The sequence below is a fragment of the Stutzerimonas sp. VN223-3 genome, assembly GCF_045999685.1.
Classification (GTDB): Bacteria; Pseudomonadota; Gammaproteobacteria; order Pseudomonadales; family Pseudomonadaceae; genus Stutzerimonas; species Stutzerimonas stutzeri_AR.
On the sequence record NZ_RBEC01000001.1, the window covers coordinates 1525584 to 1546716 of the forward strand.

Here is a 21133-nt window from a genome sequence, read left to right on the forward strand (position 1 = left end):
CACACCAAGGTGTCTGACGGAGGCTTACAAAGTGGATTCAGCAAATTAGTTAGCTAGACTATCTCTTAACTACTTCGCATAACTTATTGATATTTAGAGCTACGCGAACTTTTCTAGAATCTACTTTAAGTCCGGATCAACGGCGTCGCCGGCGAGCCGCCAGATGCCGAACGGCAGGTGCCATGGCTCGATTCGCATCCACTGGGTCTTGCCGTACCAGGTCCAGCGATGCCCGTTCATGAGGTCTTCGCCGCGCGTCTCGGCATGGTCAGGCAAGCCCAGCTCCCACAACGGCAATTCGAAATGCGCTTCCTGGGCGTTGTGCGGGTCAAGGCTGATCGCAACCAGAATGAAATTCGAACGATCCGGCGTGCGCTTGCCGAAGAAGAGAATATTGTCGTTGTAGGCTGTGTAAGCCTTGAAACCGAGATGAGTTTGCAACGCCGGGTTCTTTCGGCGGATGCGATTGAGCTGCGCAATCTCGGCGATGATGTTGCCCGGCGCGTGGTAGTCGCGTGGGCGAATCTCGTACTTCTCCGAATCCAGGTATTCCTCCTTACCGGGAATCGCCGCGGACTCGCACAGCTCGAAGCCGGAATACATGCCCCAGAGCCCTGAGCCCATGGTCGCCAGCGCGGCGCGGATCAGGAATCCTGGGCGGCCGGAGTCATGCAGGAAGAACGGGTTGATATCGGGCGTGTTGACGAAGAAGTTCGGCCGGTAGCAATCGCGCAACGGAGGCTCGTTGAGTTCGGTGAAATATTCACTCAGCTCCGCCTTGTTGTTGCGCCAAGTGAAGTAGGTGTAGCTCTGGTTGAAACCGACCTTGCCCAGGCGCGCCATCATGGCCGGCCGGGTGAACGCTTCAGAGAGGAACATCACGTCCGGATCGCGCTCACGAATATCGGCGATCATCCACTCCCAGAACGGCAACGGCTTGGTATGGGGGTTGTCGACGCGGAAGATCTTCACGCCCTGCTCGACCCAATGCCAGACCACATCGCGCAACGCGATCCACAGGTCGGGCATGGCGTCTTCGGCGTAGAAGTCGACGTTGACGATGTCCTGATATTTCTTCGGCGGGTTCTCCGCATAGCGAATGGTCCCGTCCGGCCGCCACGAGAACCAGCCTGGATGCTCCTTCAGCCAGGGATGGTCTTGGGAGCATTGGATGGCGAAGTCGAGCGCGATTTCCAAACCATGCTCGCGGGCAGCGGCAACCAGATCACGGAAATCCTGCACCGAACCGAGCTGCGGGTGCACAGCATCGTGGCCGCCGTCTTCGCTACCGATGGCATAGGGACTGCCCGGATCGTTCGGGCCGGCGTTCAGCGTATTGTTTCGGCCTTTACGGTGCTGACGGCCGATGGGATGAATCGGCGTGAAATAGAGCACATCGAAGCCCATGTCGCGGATCGACGGCAGACGTTTGTGCACATCGCGGAAGGTGCCGTGACGATTCGGATCGTCGGTTTCGGAGCGTGGAAACAGCTCGTACCAACTGGCGAATTGCGCCAGGGGTCGCTCGACCTCGAGGGGGAACACTTCGCTCTGGCTGCAATGCTCGCGCGGGTCGGCATCGGCCATGGCAGCAGCGGTTTCACTGGCAAGCATCACCGAGACGCGCTCATCGTCAAGGTGCGCCATGCTCAAACGATGCAGCAAATCGTCGAGAATCGCCTTGGTTTCTCCGTGTGCACGCTGACTGGCCCGCTCCAGCAGCAGGCGCCCCTCCTCCAATTCGAGTTGAACCGGTACCCCGGCGGCATGCTTCTTCGACAGTTCGTAACGGTAGGTCTCGTAGATGTCCCACCAGGCTTCGATCATGAATTCGTGGCCCGCCACTTGCGTCGGCGTGAACTGACCTTCCCAGCTGTCGTTGCCGAGCAGCTTGAGGCGTGCCCGGCGCCAGGCGCTTTCGTCCTTGGTACGCCAGCAGATCGCGGCGGCAAGCTGGTCATGGCCGTCGGCGAAGATCTTGCTGGTGACATTAACCGGATGGCCGATGATGGCCTTGGCAGCGAATCGGCCACCGTCGAGAACCGGCTCAGTCGCCTCGATGGCAATACGCGGCATCTGCAGTGCTTGTTCAAGTCGGGGGTGAATCGTTACATGGGGCTGTGCATCGTTCATCGAACGGGCTCCTGAGACCAAGGCGTTGCGGTACAGCAAATCCCTCCACTTACGATCTGGAATCGAGCGGGTTGGATTTACCGGAGGAAAAACCCGCCATACGGGCTTTCACGGGCTCTGTTCTTCCGAGCCAAGGGAGGCCTCAAAAGTTCAGCGTAAAAGCCCGCTGCACGTCGCCGCACCGCCCTATGGCACGCCTGTTGATCGCCAGTGCATAGCGCTGCCGAAGCTGATGGCAAAAGACGAACGCCGATGACTTCCCATAAGCGATCGCAGTGACTGCTTTGTATGAGCCCGCTTGCTGGCGAAACGGGGCTCTGCGGCCGTAATGAGGCGCGCGTTCGCGAGCAAGCTCGCTCCTACAGTGGACGGTGCGGGAATGAGTAACAGAGCGAGGGGTTAACTGAATATTGATGGCTTTACATTAGAAGCCTGAACGACAAACGGCTGCTTTTGTAGGAGCCAGCTTGCTGGCGAATCGGGGCGCCGCTGCTGTATTGACAACCGCATTCGCGAGCAAGCTCTCGCCTACGAAACGCTCTGACGTGCTGATCAGTCTCCGGCGATCAACAAAGGGTTGTAGCCGCTGCGCCCGTATACGCCCTGCTCGGCCAACAGCAGATCCAGCGCCAGGCTGGCGAGGTCGTCGGCAACCGGGTCGGCGCGCCCGTGAAGTTCACGTTGCATCACCTTCAGGTAGCTGTGGCATTCATCGCAGGCTTCCGCCTGGACCGGCAGGAAAGGCTTGCCTTGCTCGTCATTCAGCGTCAGATAGATCAGCTTGCCGCTGCTGCCGCACGCGCTGCACTTGATGCGTTCGAGGTGCCATTCCGTCGCGCATAGCGAACAGTGCAGATAGCGCACGCCACTGCGATGGCGCTCGTTGTGCACGACGCTGGCCACCGGCGCAGCGCCGCAGCTCGGACAAAGCGCCTGCGCATCACCGGTAGGTCGCGCTGGCGCTTTAGGCAGGTCTATAGCCAGACGCATCCAGGCGACCTGTAATGCCGCGGCTACCAGCGGCAACAAAGCGCGTGTCGCCGCGTTGCCCGGGCACGCCTCGAATACGTCGTCGGCGAGTTCGTCGAGCTGTTCGGCGGGCATCTCGCGTAGCGCTATGAGTAACGGTCGCTGACGTTCGCCCACGTGCAACTCCATCGCGTCGAGGATGGCGAACAAATCATCCTGCCAGTGCACATCACGTCGCAACGCGCGAAAACCCAACGGCGGCATTTCATGTTTCAAGGCCTGATCGAACGCATCCGCCGCCGGTCGCCAGGCAGGCTCACGCTCGATCAGTACCTGGTGCTGCGCCTGCACCAGGCGGGCCATGAATGCGAGAAACTCGTCCAACGAGGGAACTTGCACAACGAGTTCGCGCAGCCGAGTCGCCCGTTTGCTGAAGACTTTGGCGTCCGGCAACACTACGTGAGGCGCCTCCATGATTCCGGAAGGTGCGCTTCCGTACGAATGGTTCACTGGTTCTTCTTTCATCGACGGCGGTCCTGCACTTCGCTATTTGGTGCGGCGCTCTCGGTATCGGATTTCTTGTTGCGCATGATGTCTTCGTACCAAAGCCCATGGTGATGCCGCGCCCAGGCGTGGCTGACGCGCCCCTGAGTCATGGCGCGTACCGAGCCTTTGACCCAGATCGCCGAGTAGATGTGGATCACCAACGTGATGATCGCGATAAATGCCGTAATCGCATGAATCATCACGGCCCAGCGCAGCGCCCAGACCGGCATGTCGTCCGCGATCCACGGACGCCAGAGCACGATGCCGGTAATCAGCAGCACCGGCACGGTGGCAAGGAAAATCCAGTACACCAGCTTCTGCCCAGCGTTGTTCTTGCCGACCGGAGGCAGTCGTTCGTCGCGGTTACTGAGCACGTCGCCGATCTGCCTGGCCCACTGCACATCGTGTTTTCGGATCAGGTTGTCGCCGAAGAAGCGCACCGCCTGAATGACGAAAAACAACGACATGAACACGCCGATGTACGGGTGCACGATGCGTGTCGGCTCCGGGCCACCAAACAGCGAGGTCAGCCCGAAAAACGCCGGATAGAACAGTGCGAGGCCGCTCAGCGTCAACAGCACGAAACTGATTGCGATCAACCAGTGATTGACCCTCGCCCACCAGCCGTAACGCAGAATGCCGTGCTTGACGTTTGAATGGCTCATAACCGGTCCTCCCCGCGACGATCGAGCTCCCGGTCAGCCGCAGCCAGCTCTGGATCGGGGTCATCCTCCGGTTCTTCCTTCGGCCCCTTCATCACGTAATGGAAGAACCCGGCCAGCACCGACACGCCTAGCGCTACGGACATAATCGGTTTGGTTACGCCCTTCCACAGCTCCACGGTCGGGCTGATATGCGGGTCCTTCGGCAGGCCACTGTAGATTTCGGGCTTGTCGGCATGTTGAAGCACATAAACCACATGGGTGCCGCCAACACCGGGCGGATCGTAGATGCCAGCGTTCTCGTAGCCGCGCCCCTGCAGGTGCTGGACCCGATGGGCGCCGTAATCGAGCATGTCCTCCTTGGTGCCGAACATGATGGCCGAGGTCGGGCAGCTCTTCACACAGGCCGGTTCGAGACCATGGAATACCCGATCGGAACACAGCGTGCATTTGTAGGCCTTGTTGTCCTTCTTCGAAATCCGTGGGATATCGAAGGGACACCCGGCGACGCAATAGCCGCAACCGATGCAGTGTTCCGAGTTGAAATCGACGATGCCATTGGCGTACTGCACGATAGCGCCAGGCGACGGGCAGGCCTTGAGGCAGCCCGGCTCGGCGCAGTGCATGCAGTTGTCCTTGCGGATCAGCCATTCGAGGTTGCCCTGCTCGTCCTCGTATTCGCTGAAGCGCATTACTTCGAAGGATTCCGCCGTCAGGTCCTGGGGATTGTTGTAAGTCCCATCGCATTCGCCGACTTCATCGCGCAGGTCATTCCATTCCGAACAAGCCACCTGGCAGGCTTTGCAGCCGATGCAGACAGAGACATCGATCAGTTTGGTGACCTTTTCCACACCGCCATGCCGCACTTGCGGCGAGGGCGTGGTGGTCGCCGAGCGGGCGATGATGTTTTGCAGGTTGATCTGGTCACCACGCATCAGACGGCTCCTCCAATCTTCTCCACGTTCACCAGAAACGACTTGAATTCCGGCGTCTGTGTATTCCCGTCACCCACAAACGGGGTGAGGGTGTTGGTCAGATGCGCCTTCTTCGCCACGCCTTTGAAGCCCCAGTGAATGGGAATGCCGATCTGATGCACGGTACGCCCGTCGATCTGCAGCGGGACCAGTCGCTTGGTCACCACCGCGACAGCAGTGATGAAACCGCGCTTGGATGTCACTCGTACTCGATCACCAGCCGCAATGCCCAACTCCCCGGCGAGTACAGCACTCATCTCGATGAACTTCTCTGGCTGGGCAATCGCATTGAGCCGCGCATGCGTCGTCCAGTAATGGAAGTGCTCCGTGAGGCGATAAGTCGTCGCCGCGTAAGGGAAGTCCTGGTTGTTGCCGAACGAATCCCGATCCTGCTCGAACACGCGGACAATCGGGTTGTGCAGCGCCAACGGGTTATTCGGACTCATCGGGTTACGGTCGATGGGCGTTTCCATCGGTTCGTAGTGTTCCGGGAACGGCCCTTCGTTCATCCACTCGGATGCGAAGAAATGCCCGGTCCCGGTCTGCGTGATGATGAATGGTTTAACACCCTGAGACGGTGGCGAGGTCAGCGGGAAATCCGGTACGTCCGCGCCTGTCCAGCGTTCGCCATTCCACCAGATGAACGCCTTGTTAGGTGCCCATGGCGTGCCGTCTGGCCGCGCTGAAGCACGGTTATAGAGCAGTCGACGGTTCATCGGCCATGACCAGGCCCACCCCAGCGTGTTACCTGTGTTGTAGGGGTCGGAGTTGTCGCGCCGGGCCATCATGTTGCCTTCTTCGGTCCAGGCGCCGGAATAGATCCAACAACCACAAGCGGTCGAACCGTCCGCGCGAAGCTCGCTGAAATCCTTCAGCAGTTCGCCCTTGCGGCGGATCACATTACCCGCCTCGTCGGTCAGATCCGCCAATGCCCTGCCGTTGTATTCCTTGGCCAGCTCCGAGGCTTTCGGAAACTGCGGGACCTTGTAGTTCCAGGTGAGATTCAGAATCGGGTCTGGAAATGCGCCGCCCTCCTCCTGATACAGGTGCTTCAACCGCAACATGACTTCGCCGAGAATTTCAGTATCGGTCATCGACTCGCCGGGCCCCGGTGCGGCTTTCTCATGCCATTGCAGCCAGCGCGAGCTGTTGGTGATGGAGCCGTCGTCCTCGGCGAAGCAGGTGGTGGGCAGGCGGAACACTTCGGTGCCGATCTTCGATGGGTCGACGTCGTGGTATTCACCGAAGTTTTTCCAGAACTCGCCGGTTTCGACAGTCAGCGGGTCCATGATCACGAAGTACTTGAGCTTCGACAGGCCATCCATGACCTTGGCCTTGTTCGGAAATGCAGCAAGGATATTGAAGCCTTGGCAGAACGCTCCGGTCATCTTGCCCAAGGTCATGTCGTTGATGGCATAGAGCACGTCGTAGATCGGCTCGGAGAGCTTTGGCAACCAGTCGTAGCACCAGTCGTTCTCGACCGTAGCGACGTCTCCGTACCAGTCTTTCATCAAGCTGACGAAGAAGCGTTCGTAGAATTTCCAGTAGGACACCTCGCCTTCGACAAGCGGCGGCTTGATGCGGGTTTTCATGTAATCGGCGTAGGTCTGCAAATCTGCCGATGGCAGGTTCAGATAACCCGTCAGCAGGTTGGAAAGCAGGCCGATGTCGGTCAGGCCCTGAATATTGGAATGCCCGCGCAGCGCATTCACGCCGCCGCCAGGCATGCCCATGTTGCCAAGTAGCAGTTGCACCATCGCACCGCAACGAATGATCTGCGAGCCGATGGTGTGCTGCGTCCAGCCCAAGGCGTAGAGGATAGTCATGGTCTTGTCGGGCGCGGATGTCTGCGCCATCAGATCCCACAACTCCTGCACCTTGTCCCTGGGCATGCCGCAGACGTTCTCCACCTGATCGATGGTGTAACGGCTGTAATGCTCGCGCATCAGCTGGAACACGCAGCGCGGATGTTCGAGGCCCGGATCGGAGCGCGCAAAGCCGCGCTCGTCCAGCTCGAAATTCCAGGTTTCCCGGTCGTAGGTTTTGTCCTCTGGGTTGTAGCCGGCAAACAACCCTTCTTCGAAGCCAAAGCCTTCTCTGACGATCAGACTGGCATCGGTGTATTCGCGGACGTATTCGTGAGCGTAACGGTCGGATTCGATCAGGTAGTTGATGAAACCACCCAGAAACACGATGTCCGTACCGGTACGGAGCCAAGCGTGGTAATCCGCCACCGCTGTGGTGCGGTTGAAGCGTGGGTCGATCGAAATCAGGATCGCATTGCTGCGCTCTTTGGCACGCATGACCCAGCGGAAGCCCACCGGATGCGCTTCAGCGGAGTTGCCACCCATGGAGAGGACGACGTTGGCATTGCCAATGTCAGCCCAGTGGTTCGTCATGGCACCGCGACCAAATGTTGGGGCAAGACCTGCCACCGTTGGTCCGTGTCAGACGCGCGCCTGGTTGTCGATCTTGAGGATGCCGAGCGCGCGGGAAATCTTCTGCGTGAGATAGGCGGTCTCGTTGGTACAGGCCGAAGCCGCGACCATCGAGGTCGTCATCCAGCGGTTGACCAACCGCCCCTGCTCGTCATGCGTCTCGAAATTCTTGTCGCGATCATCCTTCATGTGCCGCGCGATACGCGTGAAGGCTTCATCCCAGCTGATGCGTTTCCACTCGTTGGTGAACGGCTCGCGCACCTCCGGGTACTTGACCCGAGATTCGCTGTTTATGAAGTCAAGCACGCCGGCACCACGCGGGCACAGCGAACCGCGGCTGACCGGATGATCCGGATCGCCTTCGACGTGGTAGATCTGGTCGACCACATTGGCGGCGCCATCGCCGCGCGAATAGAGCAACATGCCGCAGCCTACCGAGCAGTAGGTGCAGATGTTGCGAGAGATCTTGGCGCCGGTCAGTTTGAAGTGACGAATCGACGCGACGGCTTCATCAGGCGCAAACCCCATCATGGCCATGCTCGATGCGCCTACACCCGCCGCACCGAACTTAAGGAACTGTCGCCGGGATACTCGCACGGTCATCGGTATCTCCTGTTATTTGTTATGTCTGCCCGTCTGAAAAATCGACTTCAGCCGCTCTACGATAGGTCCTGCAGAGGGACAGGCGGGCCGGCGCATGGTTGCTAGTGCAAGGCTAGCTGGAGATCGGCTTTTAGAAAGGTCACCTGTCGCGTCAGTGACCGGTGAGATCTTTGAGCAAACGTGCCGAGATCGTTTGCCTGGTCGATGCATAGTCGGACCAAGGGTCCTTGCTTTGCGAATCCAACCGCTCGTGCAGGTTCAAGATGCTCCACTGATCCGCACCGGTAATCTGGTCCAGTTCCTCGCGCGTGATCGGGACCGAGACCGGCAAGCCTGGCCGTGCGCGAGCTGAATAAGCTGCCACGGTACTGGCGCCACGCTGGTTACGCAGGTAGTCGACGAAAATCTTGCCGACCCGGTTCTTCGGCCCCATTTTTCCGGCAATCCGTTCGGGCGCCTCGGTGGCCAGACGCAGCGTCACGCCGCGGGCGAATTCGTTGATGCAATCCCAGCTCTGGCGACGCTCGATCGGCACCACCACATGCATGCCGCGCCCGCCGCTGGTCTTCAGAAATGCCTTGAGTCCCAATTCGCCAAGCAGGTCCAGCGTCATACGGGTCGCTTCAATCATCCGCGTCCACGGCAATTCCGGGTCCGGGTCCAGGTCGAACACGATGCGGTCCGGGCGATCGATACGGTCGCTGCGAGCATTCCAGGTATGAAATTCGATAGTGCCCATCTGCGCCGCCTCGACCACTGCCGTGACGCTGTCCGCCTGGATGAGGCGCGCGTGTTCAGGGTCGAGGGATTTATCCAGTACGCGCATATGCGGCATCTTCAAACGGCCGCAATGACGTTGGAAAAAGCTCTCGCCGCCCACACCTTCGGGAGCGCGAACGATGGAGAGCGGTCGATTGGCCAAATGCGGTGTTATCCAATCGCCTACCGCCAGATAGTACTGAGCGAGCTGCAATTTGGTGGCGCCACTGCGCGCATCAATGATCCGCTGCGGGCTGCTGATGCCGATACCGCCCACATCGGGGCGGCTTTTGCCGGATTTTTCTGGCACACGGAGCTCCCGTCGAAATCAGCTGGCTTTCTTGGTACTCGATTTCGTCGCGGTGCTCTTGCGAGTAGTCGATGATTTGCTGCCGGACGCCTTGCTAGCCGTCGACTTGGCAGCAGGCTTGGCCTTGGTGCTGGCGGCGGTTTTGCTCGTTGTGCGCTTGCGTGGCGCGGCCTCTTCTGCTTCTTCTGCCTCGTCCGAATCGTCGACTTCCTCTTGGGGTGCCGCCTTTTTCGCGGAGGGCTTTCCTGCCAGGCTGCGCTTGAGCAGTTCGGTCAGGTCGATGACATCGGCGCTGCGGCGATCGACCGCCTCCTCCGGCCCGCCCACGGCTTCGATCTTGCCTTCGCGGGCCTTGGTTTCCACCAGGTCCATGATCTGGTCCTGAAACGTGTCCTTGTACTGGTCGGGATTCCATTCGTCGCTCATGTCCTCGACCAGTCGCTTGGCCATGTCCAGCTCGCGCGGGTTGAGGTCGGCGTTGAGCGCTTCGTCCTTCATCTCAAGGTATTCCAGCCCACGCACTTCCTCAGCCCAACGTAGCGTGTTCATCACCAGCGCCTTGCCCAGAGGCATCACCACCGCCAGATGCTGCTTGTTACGCAGCACGACGTTGGCGATGCCCACTTTGCCGGTCTGGATCAGTGTTTCGCGCAACAGCGCATAAACCTTCTCGCCACGTCGGTCGGGCGTCAGGTAGTAAGGCGTGTCGATATAGAGGAACGATATGTCCTTGGCGTCGACGAAGGCGACGATATCCACCGTCTGCGTCGCTTTGGGGTGCGCTGCCTTGATTTCCTCATCGCTTATCACGACGTAGTGACCCTTCTCGTACTCGACGCCTTTGACGATGTTCTCGCTGTCGATGTCTTCGCCGGTGGTTTTGTTGATTCGTTTGTAGCCGACCCGGTCCATGCTGCGCTTGTCCAGCCAATCGAAGTCGATCCCGGTGCGGGTAGTGGCGGGCACCAGCGCGACGGGAATATGAACCAGACCGAAACTGACGGCACCCTTCCAGATCGTGCGAGGCATATCGTTACTCCTATGGCGTGGCTTAGCCGTTGACCACCGAGCCGCCGTTGATGTGAATCACCTGGCCGCTGACGTATGACGAATCGCTGCTGGCGAGATAGACATACGCCGGAGCCACTTCGTCCGGCTGGCCGGGGCGCTTCATGGGCACATTGGCGCCAAACTCGGCAACCTTGTCCGCATCGAAGGTGGACGGAATCAAAGGCGTCCAGATCGGGCCTGGCGCTACGCCATTCACGCGGATGCCGCGCTCGGCCAGGTTCATCGACAGCGAGCGGGTGAACGCCGTGATGGCGCCCTTGGTCGCGGAATAATCGAGCAGCTGCGGACTGCCTTTGTAAGCCGTCACGGAAGTCGTATTGATGATGGATGCACCTTCTTTGAGGTGCGGCAGCGCGGCCTTGGTCATCTGGAACATGCCGAAGATATTGGTGCGGAAGGTCTTCTCCCACTGCTCTTCGCTTATGTCTTCCAGGCCTTTCTGTGGATGCTGCTCAGCCGCGTTATTGACCAGAATGTCGAGCTTGCCGAACTTCGCCCGCGTCTCATCGACGACCTTGCGGCAGACCTCGCGATCGGCGACGTCGCCGGCGAATGTCAGGCATTGACGACCGTGGCTTTCGACCACGCGGCGGGTTTCGTCAGCGTCCTGGTGTTGATCGAGATAGAGAATCGCCACATCGGCGCCTTCGCGGGCGAACAGCACGGCCACCGAACGACCGATGCCGCTGTCACCTCCGGTAATGATCGCGACTTTGCCCTGCAGTTTGCCGGCGGCCTTGTAGTCTTCACCCTTGAACTCCGGGCGAGGATTCATCAAGCCTTCCTTGCCGGGTTCGGGTTGTTCCTGAGGCGGCAGCGTCTGCTTTTCTTCGGCCATGTAGATTTCCTCCGTCAAGGTGAATTACCTGTCTTCGGAGGACTTGAACGGCGAGGGAAAAGTTTCTATGAAGCGATGAGAGGCCCCGGCAGACCGCGTGAAAACGTAGCGAGCGAAGGGTAGGCAAGGCAAAAACAGGCGAGGAAGCGGAGTTTACGAGTTGTAAATGAGCATTCCGAGCGTGTTTTTAACGCGGCCTAACCGAGCGTAGTAGTTTTCATGCGGTCTGTGCGGGCCTGTGTCACTCGACGCCAAGCACGACCCGTCCGCGCGGAACGCCGCTTTCGACGTACTGGTGGGCGGCAACCACCTCATCGAATGCGAACACCTTGTCGACTTGCGGCGTGATCAGCCGGTCGGCGGTGAGCTGGTTGATATGCAACAGCGCGCGCTGGACCGCGTCACGATTCTGTTCGATACCCATTTCCGGCTGGCCGGTGAAATCGCACAAACAATGAAGGAAGAATTTGAAATTTTTCTTGAACGCCGCACACGCCGGAAAAGCTGTCTCGTTGCCGCCGTTCAGTCCGTAAAGAATCAGCTTACCGCGCGGTGCGATGACATCGCCCAGGAGCTTCATCTGAGACCCGCCACAGGCGTCGAGCACCACCTCGACGCCCGTGCCAGCGGTGATTTTTTGCAGCCGGCCGACCAAGTCTTCCTCTTCGGTGGCGATCACCGTTTCGGCACCCAACTCACGCAGGAAATCGCGATCTTCGGCCGTATCGCACGTGGCGATCACCCGCGCACCCAATGCCTTCGCCACCTGGACAGCGGTCGGGCCGGTGCAATGGCGGGCTTCGGTTATAAGGACATACTGCCCCGGTTCGAGCTGCGCCAGTTCAACCAGCGCAAAGTAAGCCACCAGCGCTGGCGTGTAGTGGATAGAGGCTTCGATCGGACTGAGTATGTCGGGATAATGAACGAGCGAAGTGTGCGGTAGCAGCACGCGCTCGCCATAGAGTGGGTACTGATTGAGGTCATGCGCTGGAAAGCTTGCCACCCGATCACCCACCGTGAAGCCATCCACCTCGTCGCCGACGGCCAGTACTTCGCCGGCGATCTCGCTGCCAAGCCCCGCCGGCAGCCGCGCGTGGCGTGGCGCAAGATCTTGCCGCCAGAGCACGTCGTTCCAGCTGATGCCGATAGCGCCCACGCCGATAAGCACTTCGCCGGGACCCGGGCGTGGCACGTCCTGCTGCTCGTAGCGCAGAACTTCGGCAGGGCCGAACTGATGGAAACGGATGATGCGGGACATTGAAAGACCCCTCGGTTACTACTGTATTAGTGACTCTATCTGCACTGCCGACACAACTCCAGCCGCGATTCCCGCATTCCGCTCGATAGTCTCCATGCGCGGGAATGATGATGCTTTGTATGTAAATCCGAATCACGACCTGCAGGTTTGTGTAATTGCAAAGCGGAAATGGACATGCCGGCGTCACGCCGATCTGTCTAGAATGCAGGCGCAACCTTGAAGGTCAGCCACGCCCTTTGTCTGACCACAGCTTGAAGTGAATGGCATGAATCGCAACGACCTTCGCCGCGTGGATCTGAACCTGCTTATCGTCTTCGAAACGTTGATGCACGAGCGCAGCGTGACCCGAGCGGCCGAAAAACTGTTTCTCGGCCAGCCGGCAATCAGTGCCGCACTGGCGCGCCTGCGCACGTTGTTCGACGATCCGCTGTTCGTGCGCACCGGCCGCAGCATGGAACCGACCGCTCGCGCGCAGGAAATTGCCGGCCTGCTCTCACCTGCGCTGGATTCGATTTCCACAGCGGTCAGCCGCGCCTCGACTTTTGATCCAGCCACAAGCGAACTGGTATTTCGCATTGGCCTGACGGACGAGGTCGAATTCGCCTTGTTGCCTCAGTTGCTCCGACGCATACGCGCCGAGGCGCCGGGTGTGGTGCTGGTCGTGCGGCGTGCCAACTATCTATTGATGCCTGGCCTACTGGCATCCGGGGAAATCTCAGTAGGCGTCTGCTACACCGTGGAGCTGCCAGCCAATGCCAAACGCAAGATCTTGCGCCGGCCGAAACCGATGCTGCTGCGCGCCGACAGCATTCCTGGCCGCATGGCCATGGAGGACTACTGCTCGCGCCCACATGCCATGGTCTCTTTTGCTGGAGATCTGAACGGTTACATCGACGAGGAACTGGCGCTGCATGGCTGCAAGCGCAAGGTGGTGCTGGCGGTCCCGCAGTTCAACGGGCTGGCGAGCTTGCTGGCGGGTACCGATCTGGTTGCCACCGTGCCGGACTACGCCGCTGCGGCCCTGGCCGCCAATGGTGGGGTCCGTGCAGAGCCACTGCCATTCGAGACCAGCCAGGACTTCGAGCTGTCCATGGCCTGGCGCGGCGCCCAGGACAACGACCCCGCCGAACGTTGGCTGCGCTCGCGTATCCAGATGTTCGTTGGCGATCCGGATAGTCTCTGAAACAACCCGAATGGCGATGGGTTTCTTCCATCCTACGGGGCGGATCACCGTTTCCTCTTCCGTAGGGTGGGCTTTAGCCCGCCACAGCCGAGGCCGAGCTGAAACGGGAGCGCCGCCCGACGCCCGTACTCTCTCGCCATTGATGAAACGATCTGCAACATCATTGCGAGTGATATCCATATTCGCCTCGTTCGATTTCTGCATTCAGAGGCTGCCCCGCACACTCCCGCCATCGATAAAAACGAGTTGCGGAGTCAAGGCATGGAACGTTCACTCAAAGCCCTGCGTTACCCATTGGTTGCGGTTGTCGCTGCCCTTGTTGGCGCCTGCGGGCAAGCACCTGAAGCCACCGAAGCGGCGATGCCGGCGCCGGCTGTCAGCGTCGCTGAAGTCATCGAGCAGCAAGTCACCGAATGGGACGAGCTCACCGGGCGCCTGGAAGCACCCGAGTCGGTCGAGATCCGCCCGCGGGTTTCCGGCTTCATCGATAGGGTCGCGTTCGAGGAAGGCGCACTGGTCAAGAAAGGCGATCTGTTGTTTCAGATCGACCCTCGCCCGTTCGAGGCTCAGGTAAAACGCCTGCAAGCCGAGTTGCAACAGGCACGCGCCACGCAGCAACGCACCGCCAGTGAAGCCCAGCGCGGCGAGCGGCTACGGGCCAGTAATGCGATTTCCGCTGAACTGGCCGACGCTCGCGTCAGTGCCGCCAGCGAAGCGAAATCCGCAGTTGCGGCAATACAGGCGCAACTGGAGGCAGCCAAACTGGACCTCAGCTTCACCCGCGTCACCGCACCGATTAACGGTCGTGCAGGTCGCGCAATGATCACCGCCGGCAACCTGGTCAACGCTGGCGAGGCGTTGCTCACTACACTGGTTTCCACCGAAAAGGTCTACGCCTACTTCGAAGCGGACGAGCGTACCTACCTGAAGTACCGCGAACTGGCCCGCGAAGGCGAACGCGGCGAGGCGACGCCCGTTTACCTCGGACTTTCCAGTGAGGACGGTCACCCGCACCTCGGCCATATGGATTTCATCGATAACCAGGTCGATCCGCGTACCGGCACCATCCGTGGGCGCGCCGTGTTCGACAACCGTGATGGGCGCTTCACGCCGGGTCTTTATGCGCGGATGAAGCTGGTTGGCAGCGCCACCTACGATGCAGTGCTGATCAAGGACGTGGCAGTGGGAACCGATCTGGGCAAGAAGTTTGTGCTGGTGCTTGGCGAGGACGGCAAGGTGAATTACCGCTCCATCGAACTGGGACCGAAACTCGAAGGGCTGCGCATCGTCCGCAGCGGTCTCAATGAAGGCGAAACCATCGTCGTCAACGGCCTGCAGCGTGTCCGTCCGGGCAATACAGTTTCGCCAGAAACCGTGCCCATGGCAGACGCCGATACCCTCGCCGCTCTCAAAGAACAGCATCGCGCCATCACCGCGGCGTTCAAGACCGAGGTGGTCGATCGCAGCGTGCCGCGACGCCCCAGCAGTTAAACAGATAGCAGCTGAGTTAGCGCAGCAGCCAGTCGACAGTGCGCCTCGGCGCACACCCCGAAAACCGATTCCGTCAGGGTGCGTGATGCGCACCCTCTCCCCCGGAGTGCGTCATGAATTTCTCTCAATTCTTTATCCAGCGGCCGATTTTCGCGGCGGTGCTGTCGTTGATCATCCTGATTGGCGGCGCCATCTCGCTGTTCCAGCTGCCCATCAGTGAATACCCGGAAGTAGTGCCGCCTACGGTCGTGGTGCGCGCTAACTTCCCCGGCGCCAACCCCAAGGTGATTGGCGAAACCGTCGCCTCGCCGCTGGAACAGGCCATCACTGGTGTTGAAGGCATGCTCTACATGTCGTCGCAGGCCACCGCCGACGGCAAGCTGACCCTGACCATCACCTTCGCGCTCGGCACTGACCTGGACAATGCCCAGGTGCAGGTGCAGAACCGCGTGACGCGTACCATGCCGACTCTGCCCACCGAGGTGCAGCGCCTCGGCGTGACGGTCGACAAGGCCTCGCCGGACCTCACCATGGTGGTCCACCTGACCTCGCCGGACGAGCGCTACGACATGCTCTATCTGTCGAACTACGCAGCGCTCAACGTCAAGGACGAGCTGGCACGGCTGGACGGAATCGGTGATGTGCAACTATTCGGCATGGGCGACTACTCGCTGCGCGTCTGGCTTGACCCAAACAAGGTCGCCTCTCGCAATCTCACGGCTACGGACGTGGTCAACGCGATCCGCGAGCAGAACCGTCAGGTCGCAGCCGGCTCTCTTGGCGCACCGCCAGCACCGGGTGCGACTGATTTTCAGCTTTCGATCAACACTCAGGGCCGACTGGTCACCGAGGAAGAATTCGAGAACATCATCATTCGCGCCGGCGAAGACGGCTCGATCACTCGCCTCAGGGATATCGCGCGCATCGAGCTGGGGTCCAGTCAGTACGCCCTGCGGTCGCTGCTGAACAACCAGCCTGCCGTTGCCATTCCGGTATTCCAGCGCCCCGGCTCCAATGCCATCGAAATCTCCGACTCGGTGCGGGCGCGCATGGCCGAGCTGAAAAAGGATTTCCCTGAGGGCGTGGACTACGAAATCGTCTATGACCCGACCATTTTCGTTCGCGGTTCCATCGAGGCGGTGGTGCACACGCTACTCGAGGCCATCGTGCTAGTGGTGCTGGTGGTGATTCTGTTTCTGCAGACCTGGCGTGCCTCGATCATTCCGCTGGCTGCAGTACCGGTGTCGCTGATCGGTACCTTCGCCGTCATGCACATGCTCGGCTTCTCGCTCAATGCGCTGTCGCTGTTCGGCCTGGTGCTGGCCATCGGCATCGTGGTGGACGACGCCATCGTCGTGGTGGAAAACGTTGAACGCAACATCGGCCTCGGCAAGTCACCGATCGAAGCCACCAAGCAAGCCATGAAGGAAGTGACCGGTCCCATCATCGCCACGGCCTTGGTGCTCTGCGCGGTGTTCATTCCGACTGCGTTCATTTCCGGTCTCACCGGGCAGTTCTACCAGCAGTTCGCGTTGACCATCGCCATCTCTACCGTGATATCGGCGTTTAACTCGCTGACCCTGTCGCCGGCGCTTGCCGCCGCACTGCTGCGCAGTCACGACGCGCCTAAGGACGGCTTCTCGCGCTTGTTGGACAAGCTCTTTGGCGGCTGGCTGTTTGCGCCGTTCAACCGAGTGTTCGACCGGGCCAGCCATGGCTATGTTGGCGCGGTGAAACGCATCCTGCGCGGTAGCGGCATTGCCTTGGTGGTGTATGTCGGCTTGGTGGGCTTGGGGTACATGGGTTTCGCCAGCACGCCGACCGGCTTCGTGCCGCCGCAAGACAAGCAGTACCTGGTCGCTTTTGCGCAATTGCCGGACGCTGCGACCTTGGACCGTACCGAAGACGTGATCAAGAAGATGTCGGAAATCGCCGGCAAACACCCTGGCGTGGAGAACACCATTGCATTCCCTGGGCTGTCGATTAACGGCTTCACCAACAGCCCGAACAGCGGCATCGTCTTCGTTGCCCTGAAAGACTTCGACCAGCGCAAGGACGAGAACATGTCCGCCGGGGCCATTGCCGCCGAGCTTAACGGTCAGTTCTCAGGTATCCAGGAAGCCTATCTCGCGATCTTCCCGCCACCACCGGTACAAGGCCTGGGCACTATCGGGGGCTTCCGTGTGCAGGTGCAAGACCGTGGCAATCTCGGTTACGAAGAACTGTACAAGCAGGTCCAGAACGTTCTTGCCAAGAGCGCCGAGTATCCGGAGCTGGCCGGGTTGTTCACCAGTTATCAGGTCAATGTGCCGCAAATCGATGCCGATATCGACCGGGAAAAGGCCAAAACCCATGGTGTGCCGATCGATCAGATTTTCGACACCATGCAGGTCTACCTCGGCTCGTTGTATGCCAACGACTTCAACCGCTTCGGTCGCACCTATCAGGTCAACGTCCAGGCCGAACAGAAGTTTCGTCTGACGCCCGAGCAGATCGGCCAACTGAAAGTACGCAACGACCGTGGCGAAATGGTTCCGCTGTCGACCTTCGTCAAGGTCAGCGACAGCGCAGGTCCCGATCGGGTTATGCACTACAACGGCTTCCTCACCGCTGAGATCAATGGAGCAGCTGCGCCGGGCTACAGCTCCGGTCAAGCCGAAGACGCCATGGAGCGCTTGCTCCAGGCCGAGCTGCCGAACGGCATGAGCTACGAGTGGACCGAGCTGACCTATCAGCAAATTCTGGCCGGCAACACCGCGATGTTCGTCTTCCCGCTCTGCGTGCTGCTGGCGTTTCTGGTACTGGCGGCGCAATACGAGAGTTGGAGCCTGCCGCTGGCAGTAATCCTGATCGTGCCGATGACGCTGCTGTCGGCCATCACCGGCGTGATCCTCTCGGGTGGTGATAACAACGTGTTCACTCAAATCGGCCTGATCGTGTTGGTGGGTCTGGCGTGCAAGAACGCGATCCTCATCGTCGAGTTCGCCAAGGACAAGCAGGAAGAAGGCATGGATCGGTTGGCCGCGGTACTCGAAGCCTGCCGGCTGCGCCTGCGCCCGATCCTGATGACCAGCTTCGCCTTCATCATGGGTGTGGTGCCGCTGGTGCTGTCCAGCGGTGCCGGTGCCGAGATGCGCCATGCCATGGGCGTCGCGGTGTTCAGCGGGATGCTCGGCGTGACTTTCTTTGGGCTGCTGTTAACCCCGGTGTTCTATCTGGTGATTCGCGCTTTCGTCGAAAAGCGCGAGGAGAAAAAGGCTGTATTGAAGGAGATCCATGCATGAAGGCTGTAATCACCGCCCCGCTCCTGCTTGCCGCAATGCTGGCCCTCAGCGCCTGTGCCGTTGGTCCCGATTACCGTACGCCGGAAACGGCTCCCGCAGAGATCGATCGGGCAACTGCGCAAGACTTCGACCGCTCACGGTTCGAATCCGCCTGGTGGCGCCAGTTCGAGGACCCGACGCTGGATGCGTTGGTCGGTCAGGCTTTGGCTGAAAACCGTGAGCTGCGCATCGCCTTCTCCAGGTTACGTGCGGCACGCTCGATTCGCGACGACGATGCCAACGATCGCTTCCCAACGGTAACCGCTGGCGCTACCGCCGAATACGGTGAAGCCCAGCAACCCGGTTTCAGTGAAGAGCGCAGCAATATCGAGCGCTACGACTTGGGTCTGGACATGGCCTGGGAGCTGGATTTGTTCGGGCGCATCCAGCGGCGTATCGAAGCCAGCGAAGCCCAGACCGAAGCCGCCGAAGCCGAGCTCTATCAGCTGCAAGTGAGCCTCATCGCCGAACTGGTGGATGCCTATGGACAGCTTCGTGGCGCCCAGCTGCGCGAGCGCATCGCTCGGGAAAACCTGGCCAATCAGCGCGACTCGCATCGGCTGACCGAACAATTGCGCGACGCCGGCATGGGGAGCGAGCTCGATGTCCTGCGCGCCGATGCTCGTTTGGCCGCCACCGAGGCCAGCCTGCCGCAATTTCAGGCGACCCAAAGCCGTGCGCGCAATCGCATCGCCACTCTGCTCGGCCAGCGCGCCGATCAGCTCAGCGTCAACCTTTCGCCACGTGAATTGCCGGCGATTGCCAAAGCGTTGCCAATTGGCGACCCCGGCGAATTGCTGCGCCGTCGTCCAGACATCCGGGCGGCAGAGCGCCAGTTGGCCGCGGCCACCGCCAATGTTGGCGTCGCGACGGCGGACCTGTTTCCGCGGGTGAGCCTGTCGGGTTTCCTCGGCTTCATTGCCGGGCGTGGATCGCAGATTGGTTCCAGCGCTGCGCAGGCCTGGGGAGTCGCACCGAGCATCAGTTGGGCGGCATTCGACATGGGCAGCGTACGCGCCAGATTGCGCGGTGCCGAAGCCGATGCCGAGGGTGCGTTGGCCAATTACGAGCAGCAGGTATTGCTCGCACTGGAAGAGTCTGAGAATGCCTTCAGCGACTACGCCCGCGCCCAGGAACGGTTGCTGTCGTTGCTACGCCAATCAAGCGCCAGTCGCGCCGCGGCGCAGCAGGCTGAGATCCGCTATCGCGAAGGAACGGTGGACTTCCTTGTGCTACTGGACGCCGAACGTGAACGGCTCGCCGCCGAGGACGCCCAGGCACAGGCTGAAGTCGAGCTGTATCGCGGTGTCGTCGCGCTCTACAAGGCCTTGGGCGGAGGTTGGCAGCTAGCGAACAGCTGACATCAGATAGCCCTGCGTCGCCGCTTTGCGACGCAGGGCGGCGATTCATACTGGCAAACTGTGATCTATTCCCGCTCCTGCTCTTTCAATTATGAATTTTGCGAAAAAGCGCTTTAGGTGGTTCGGCTTATTTGGCATAACGTCGCGTTGAAGCTCAATCGCATCCGGTTCACGGATGCAATGCCAACCAACCAAAATAAAGAGCCTTTCAATGATCAAGCCGATCATCACCCTCGCCGGACTGATGCTGGCACTGACCGCGACAACGGTCGAAGCAGAGCCGATAGTCATAAAGTTCTCCCACGTCGTCGCCGAAGAAACCCCAAAGGGCAAGGGCGCCCTGTTGTTTAAAAAACTGGTCGAAGAACGCTTGCCGGGCCAGGTGATCGTCGAGGTCTACCCAAACTCCACGCTGTTTGGCGATGCCACCGAACTGGAAGCTCTGAGCAACAACGAAGTCCAGCTACTGGCACCCTCGCTGGCCAAGTTCGAGAAATACACCAAACAGGTGCAAGTGTTCGACCTGCCTTTCCTGTTCGACGACCTGGAAGCCGTCAACCGCTTTCAGAAGCGCGCCAAGGGGCGTCAGCTGCTGCGCTCGATGGAAAAGGAAAATATTACCGGCCTGGCCTACTGGCACAACGGTATGAAGCAACTGTCGGCAACCAAGCCGCTGCGCCTACCAGGCGATGCCACCGGACTAGCGTTCCGCATTCAGCCTTCTGCGGTGTTGGAATCACAATTCGCTCAAGTGGGGGCGCCTACTAAAAAGATCGCTTTTGCCGATGTTTTCGCCTCGCTGCAGAACGGCACCGTCCAAGGCGCGGAAAACCCCTGGTCGAATATCTACAGCAAGAAGATGCATACCGTGCAGCCTTACATCACCGAGAGCAATCATGGCGTGCTCGACTACATGCTGGTGAGCAATACGCGCTTCTGGTACGGCATCCCACACAAAATTCGCACCGAACTTGAAGGCATCATCGACGAGGTAACCTACGAGGTTAACCGTGCGGCCGAAGAAGCCAACCAAGCCCATCGCGAGCGCATTCGCCAAGCCGGCACCTCGGAAATCATCGAGCTGACCCCAGCAGAGCGCGAAGCCTGGCGTGAAGCCATGCGACCGGTATGGAAGGAGTTCGAGCCGGTTATCGGCGCCGACATCATCAAGGCGGCACAGACGGTGAATCGCAAACAGCGTCACTGAGTTACCG

Annotated in this window: 14 protein-coding genes; 5 read left to right on the plus strand and 9 right to left on the minus strand. The window is 60.0% G+C overall.

Annotation, left to right across the window (positions count from 1 at the left end; all coding sequences use genetic code 11):
- Positions 1–120 precede the first annotated feature (120 nt).
- The 9 genes from D7241_RS06885 to D7241_RS06925 all read right to left on the minus strand — a co-directional run bounded on the left by D7241_RS06885 (position 121) and on the right by D7241_RS06925 (position 12561).
- Positions 121–2133, minus strand: a complete 2013-nt coding sequence (locus D7241_RS06885) for an alpha-1,4-glucan--maltose-1-phosphate maltosyltransferase (protein WP_408100874.1) — start codon at positions 2131–2133, stop codon at positions 121–123.
- A gap of 552 nt (positions 2134–2685) precedes the next feature.
- Complete coding sequence (gene fdhE, locus D7241_RS06890; RefSeq protein WP_408100875.1) at positions 2686–3627, minus strand: formate dehydrogenase accessory protein FdhE; 942 nt, start codon at positions 3625–3627, stop codon at positions 2686–2688.
- Positions 3624–4313 carry a formate dehydrogenase subunit gamma gene (locus D7241_RS06895; protein WP_408100876.1) on the minus strand — a complete coding sequence of 230 codons (690 nt, stop codon included), beginning with the start codon at positions 4311–4313 and terminating at the stop codon, positions 3624–3626. The genes fdhE and D7241_RS06895 overlap by 4 nt, the downstream gene beginning before the upstream one ends.
- The gene (gene fdxH, locus D7241_RS06900; protein WP_408100877.1) at positions 4310–5245 is read right to left on the minus strand and encodes a formate dehydrogenase subunit beta; all 936 of its coding nucleotides are present in this window, start codon (positions 5243–5245) and stop codon (positions 4310–4312) included. The genes D7241_RS06895 and fdxH overlap by 4 nt, the downstream gene beginning before the upstream one ends.
- A complete protein-coding gene (fdnG, locus tag D7241_RS06905; RefSeq protein WP_408101201.1) occupies positions 5245–8319 on the minus strand; it encodes a formate dehydrogenase-N subunit alpha in 3075 nt (1024 codons plus the stop codon). The genes fdxH and fdnG overlap by 1 nt, the downstream gene beginning before the upstream one ends.
- Before the next feature lie 157 nt (positions 8320–8476).
- The gene (gene ligD, locus D7241_RS06910; RefSeq protein WP_408100878.1) at positions 8477–9394 is read right to left on the minus strand and encodes a non-homologous end-joining DNA ligase; all 918 of its coding nucleotides are present in this window, start codon (positions 9392–9394) and stop codon (positions 8477–8479) included.
- Between the two features lie 18 nt (positions 9395–9412).
- The gene (locus D7241_RS06915; RefSeq protein ID WP_408100879.1) at positions 9413–10423 is read right to left on the minus strand and encodes a Ku protein; all 1011 of its coding nucleotides are present in this window, start codon (positions 10421–10423) and stop codon (positions 9413–9415) included.
- 22 nt (positions 10424–10445) lie between these two features.
- Positions 10446–11303, minus strand: a complete 858-nt coding sequence (locus tag D7241_RS06920) for an SDR family oxidoreductase (RefSeq protein ID WP_408100880.1) — start codon at positions 11301–11303, stop codon at positions 10446–10448.
- Between the two features lie 241 nt (positions 11304–11544).
- The gene (locus tag D7241_RS06925) at positions 11545–12561 is read right to left on the minus strand and encodes a zinc-dependent alcohol dehydrogenase family protein (RefSeq protein WP_408100881.1); all 1017 of its coding nucleotides are present in this window, start codon (positions 12559–12561) and stop codon (positions 11545–11547) included.
- Positions 12562–12826: 265 nt separating this feature from the next.
- Here D7241_RS06925 and D7241_RS06930 point away from each other — a divergent pair, with 265 nt between their 5' ends.
- The 5 genes from D7241_RS06930 to D7241_RS06950 all read left to right on the plus strand — a co-directional run bounded on the left by D7241_RS06930 (position 12827) and on the right by D7241_RS06950 (position 21126).
- The gene (locus D7241_RS06930; RefSeq protein WP_255976122.1) at positions 12827–13744 is read left to right on the plus strand and encodes a LysR substrate-binding domain-containing protein; all 918 of its coding nucleotides are present in this window, start codon (positions 12827–12829) and stop codon (positions 13742–13744) included.
- 261 nt (positions 13745–14005) lie between these two features.
- A complete protein-coding gene (mexE, locus tag D7241_RS06935) occupies positions 14006–15235 on the plus strand; it encodes a multidrug efflux RND transporter periplasmic adaptor subunit MexE (RefSeq protein WP_408100882.1) in 1230 nt (409 codons plus the stop codon).
- 113 nt (positions 15236–15348) lie between these two features.
- Positions 15349–18519 carry an efflux RND transporter permease subunit gene (locus D7241_RS06940; RefSeq protein ID WP_408100883.1) on the plus strand — a complete coding sequence of 1057 codons (3171 nt, stop codon included), beginning with the start codon at positions 15349–15351 and terminating at the stop codon, positions 18517–18519.
- The gene (locus tag D7241_RS06945; protein WP_408100884.1) at positions 18516–19919 is read left to right on the plus strand and encodes an efflux transporter outer membrane subunit; all 1404 of its coding nucleotides are present in this window, start codon (positions 18516–18518) and stop codon (positions 19917–19919) included. Before D7241_RS06940 ends, D7241_RS06945 begins: the two co-directional genes overlap by 4 nt.
- 214 nt (positions 19920–20133) lie before the next feature.
- Complete coding sequence (locus tag D7241_RS06950; RefSeq protein WP_336605346.1) at positions 20134–21126, plus strand: TRAP transporter substrate-binding protein; 993 nt, start codon at positions 20134–20136, stop codon at positions 21124–21126.
- Positions 21127–21133: the final 7 nt, after the last annotated feature.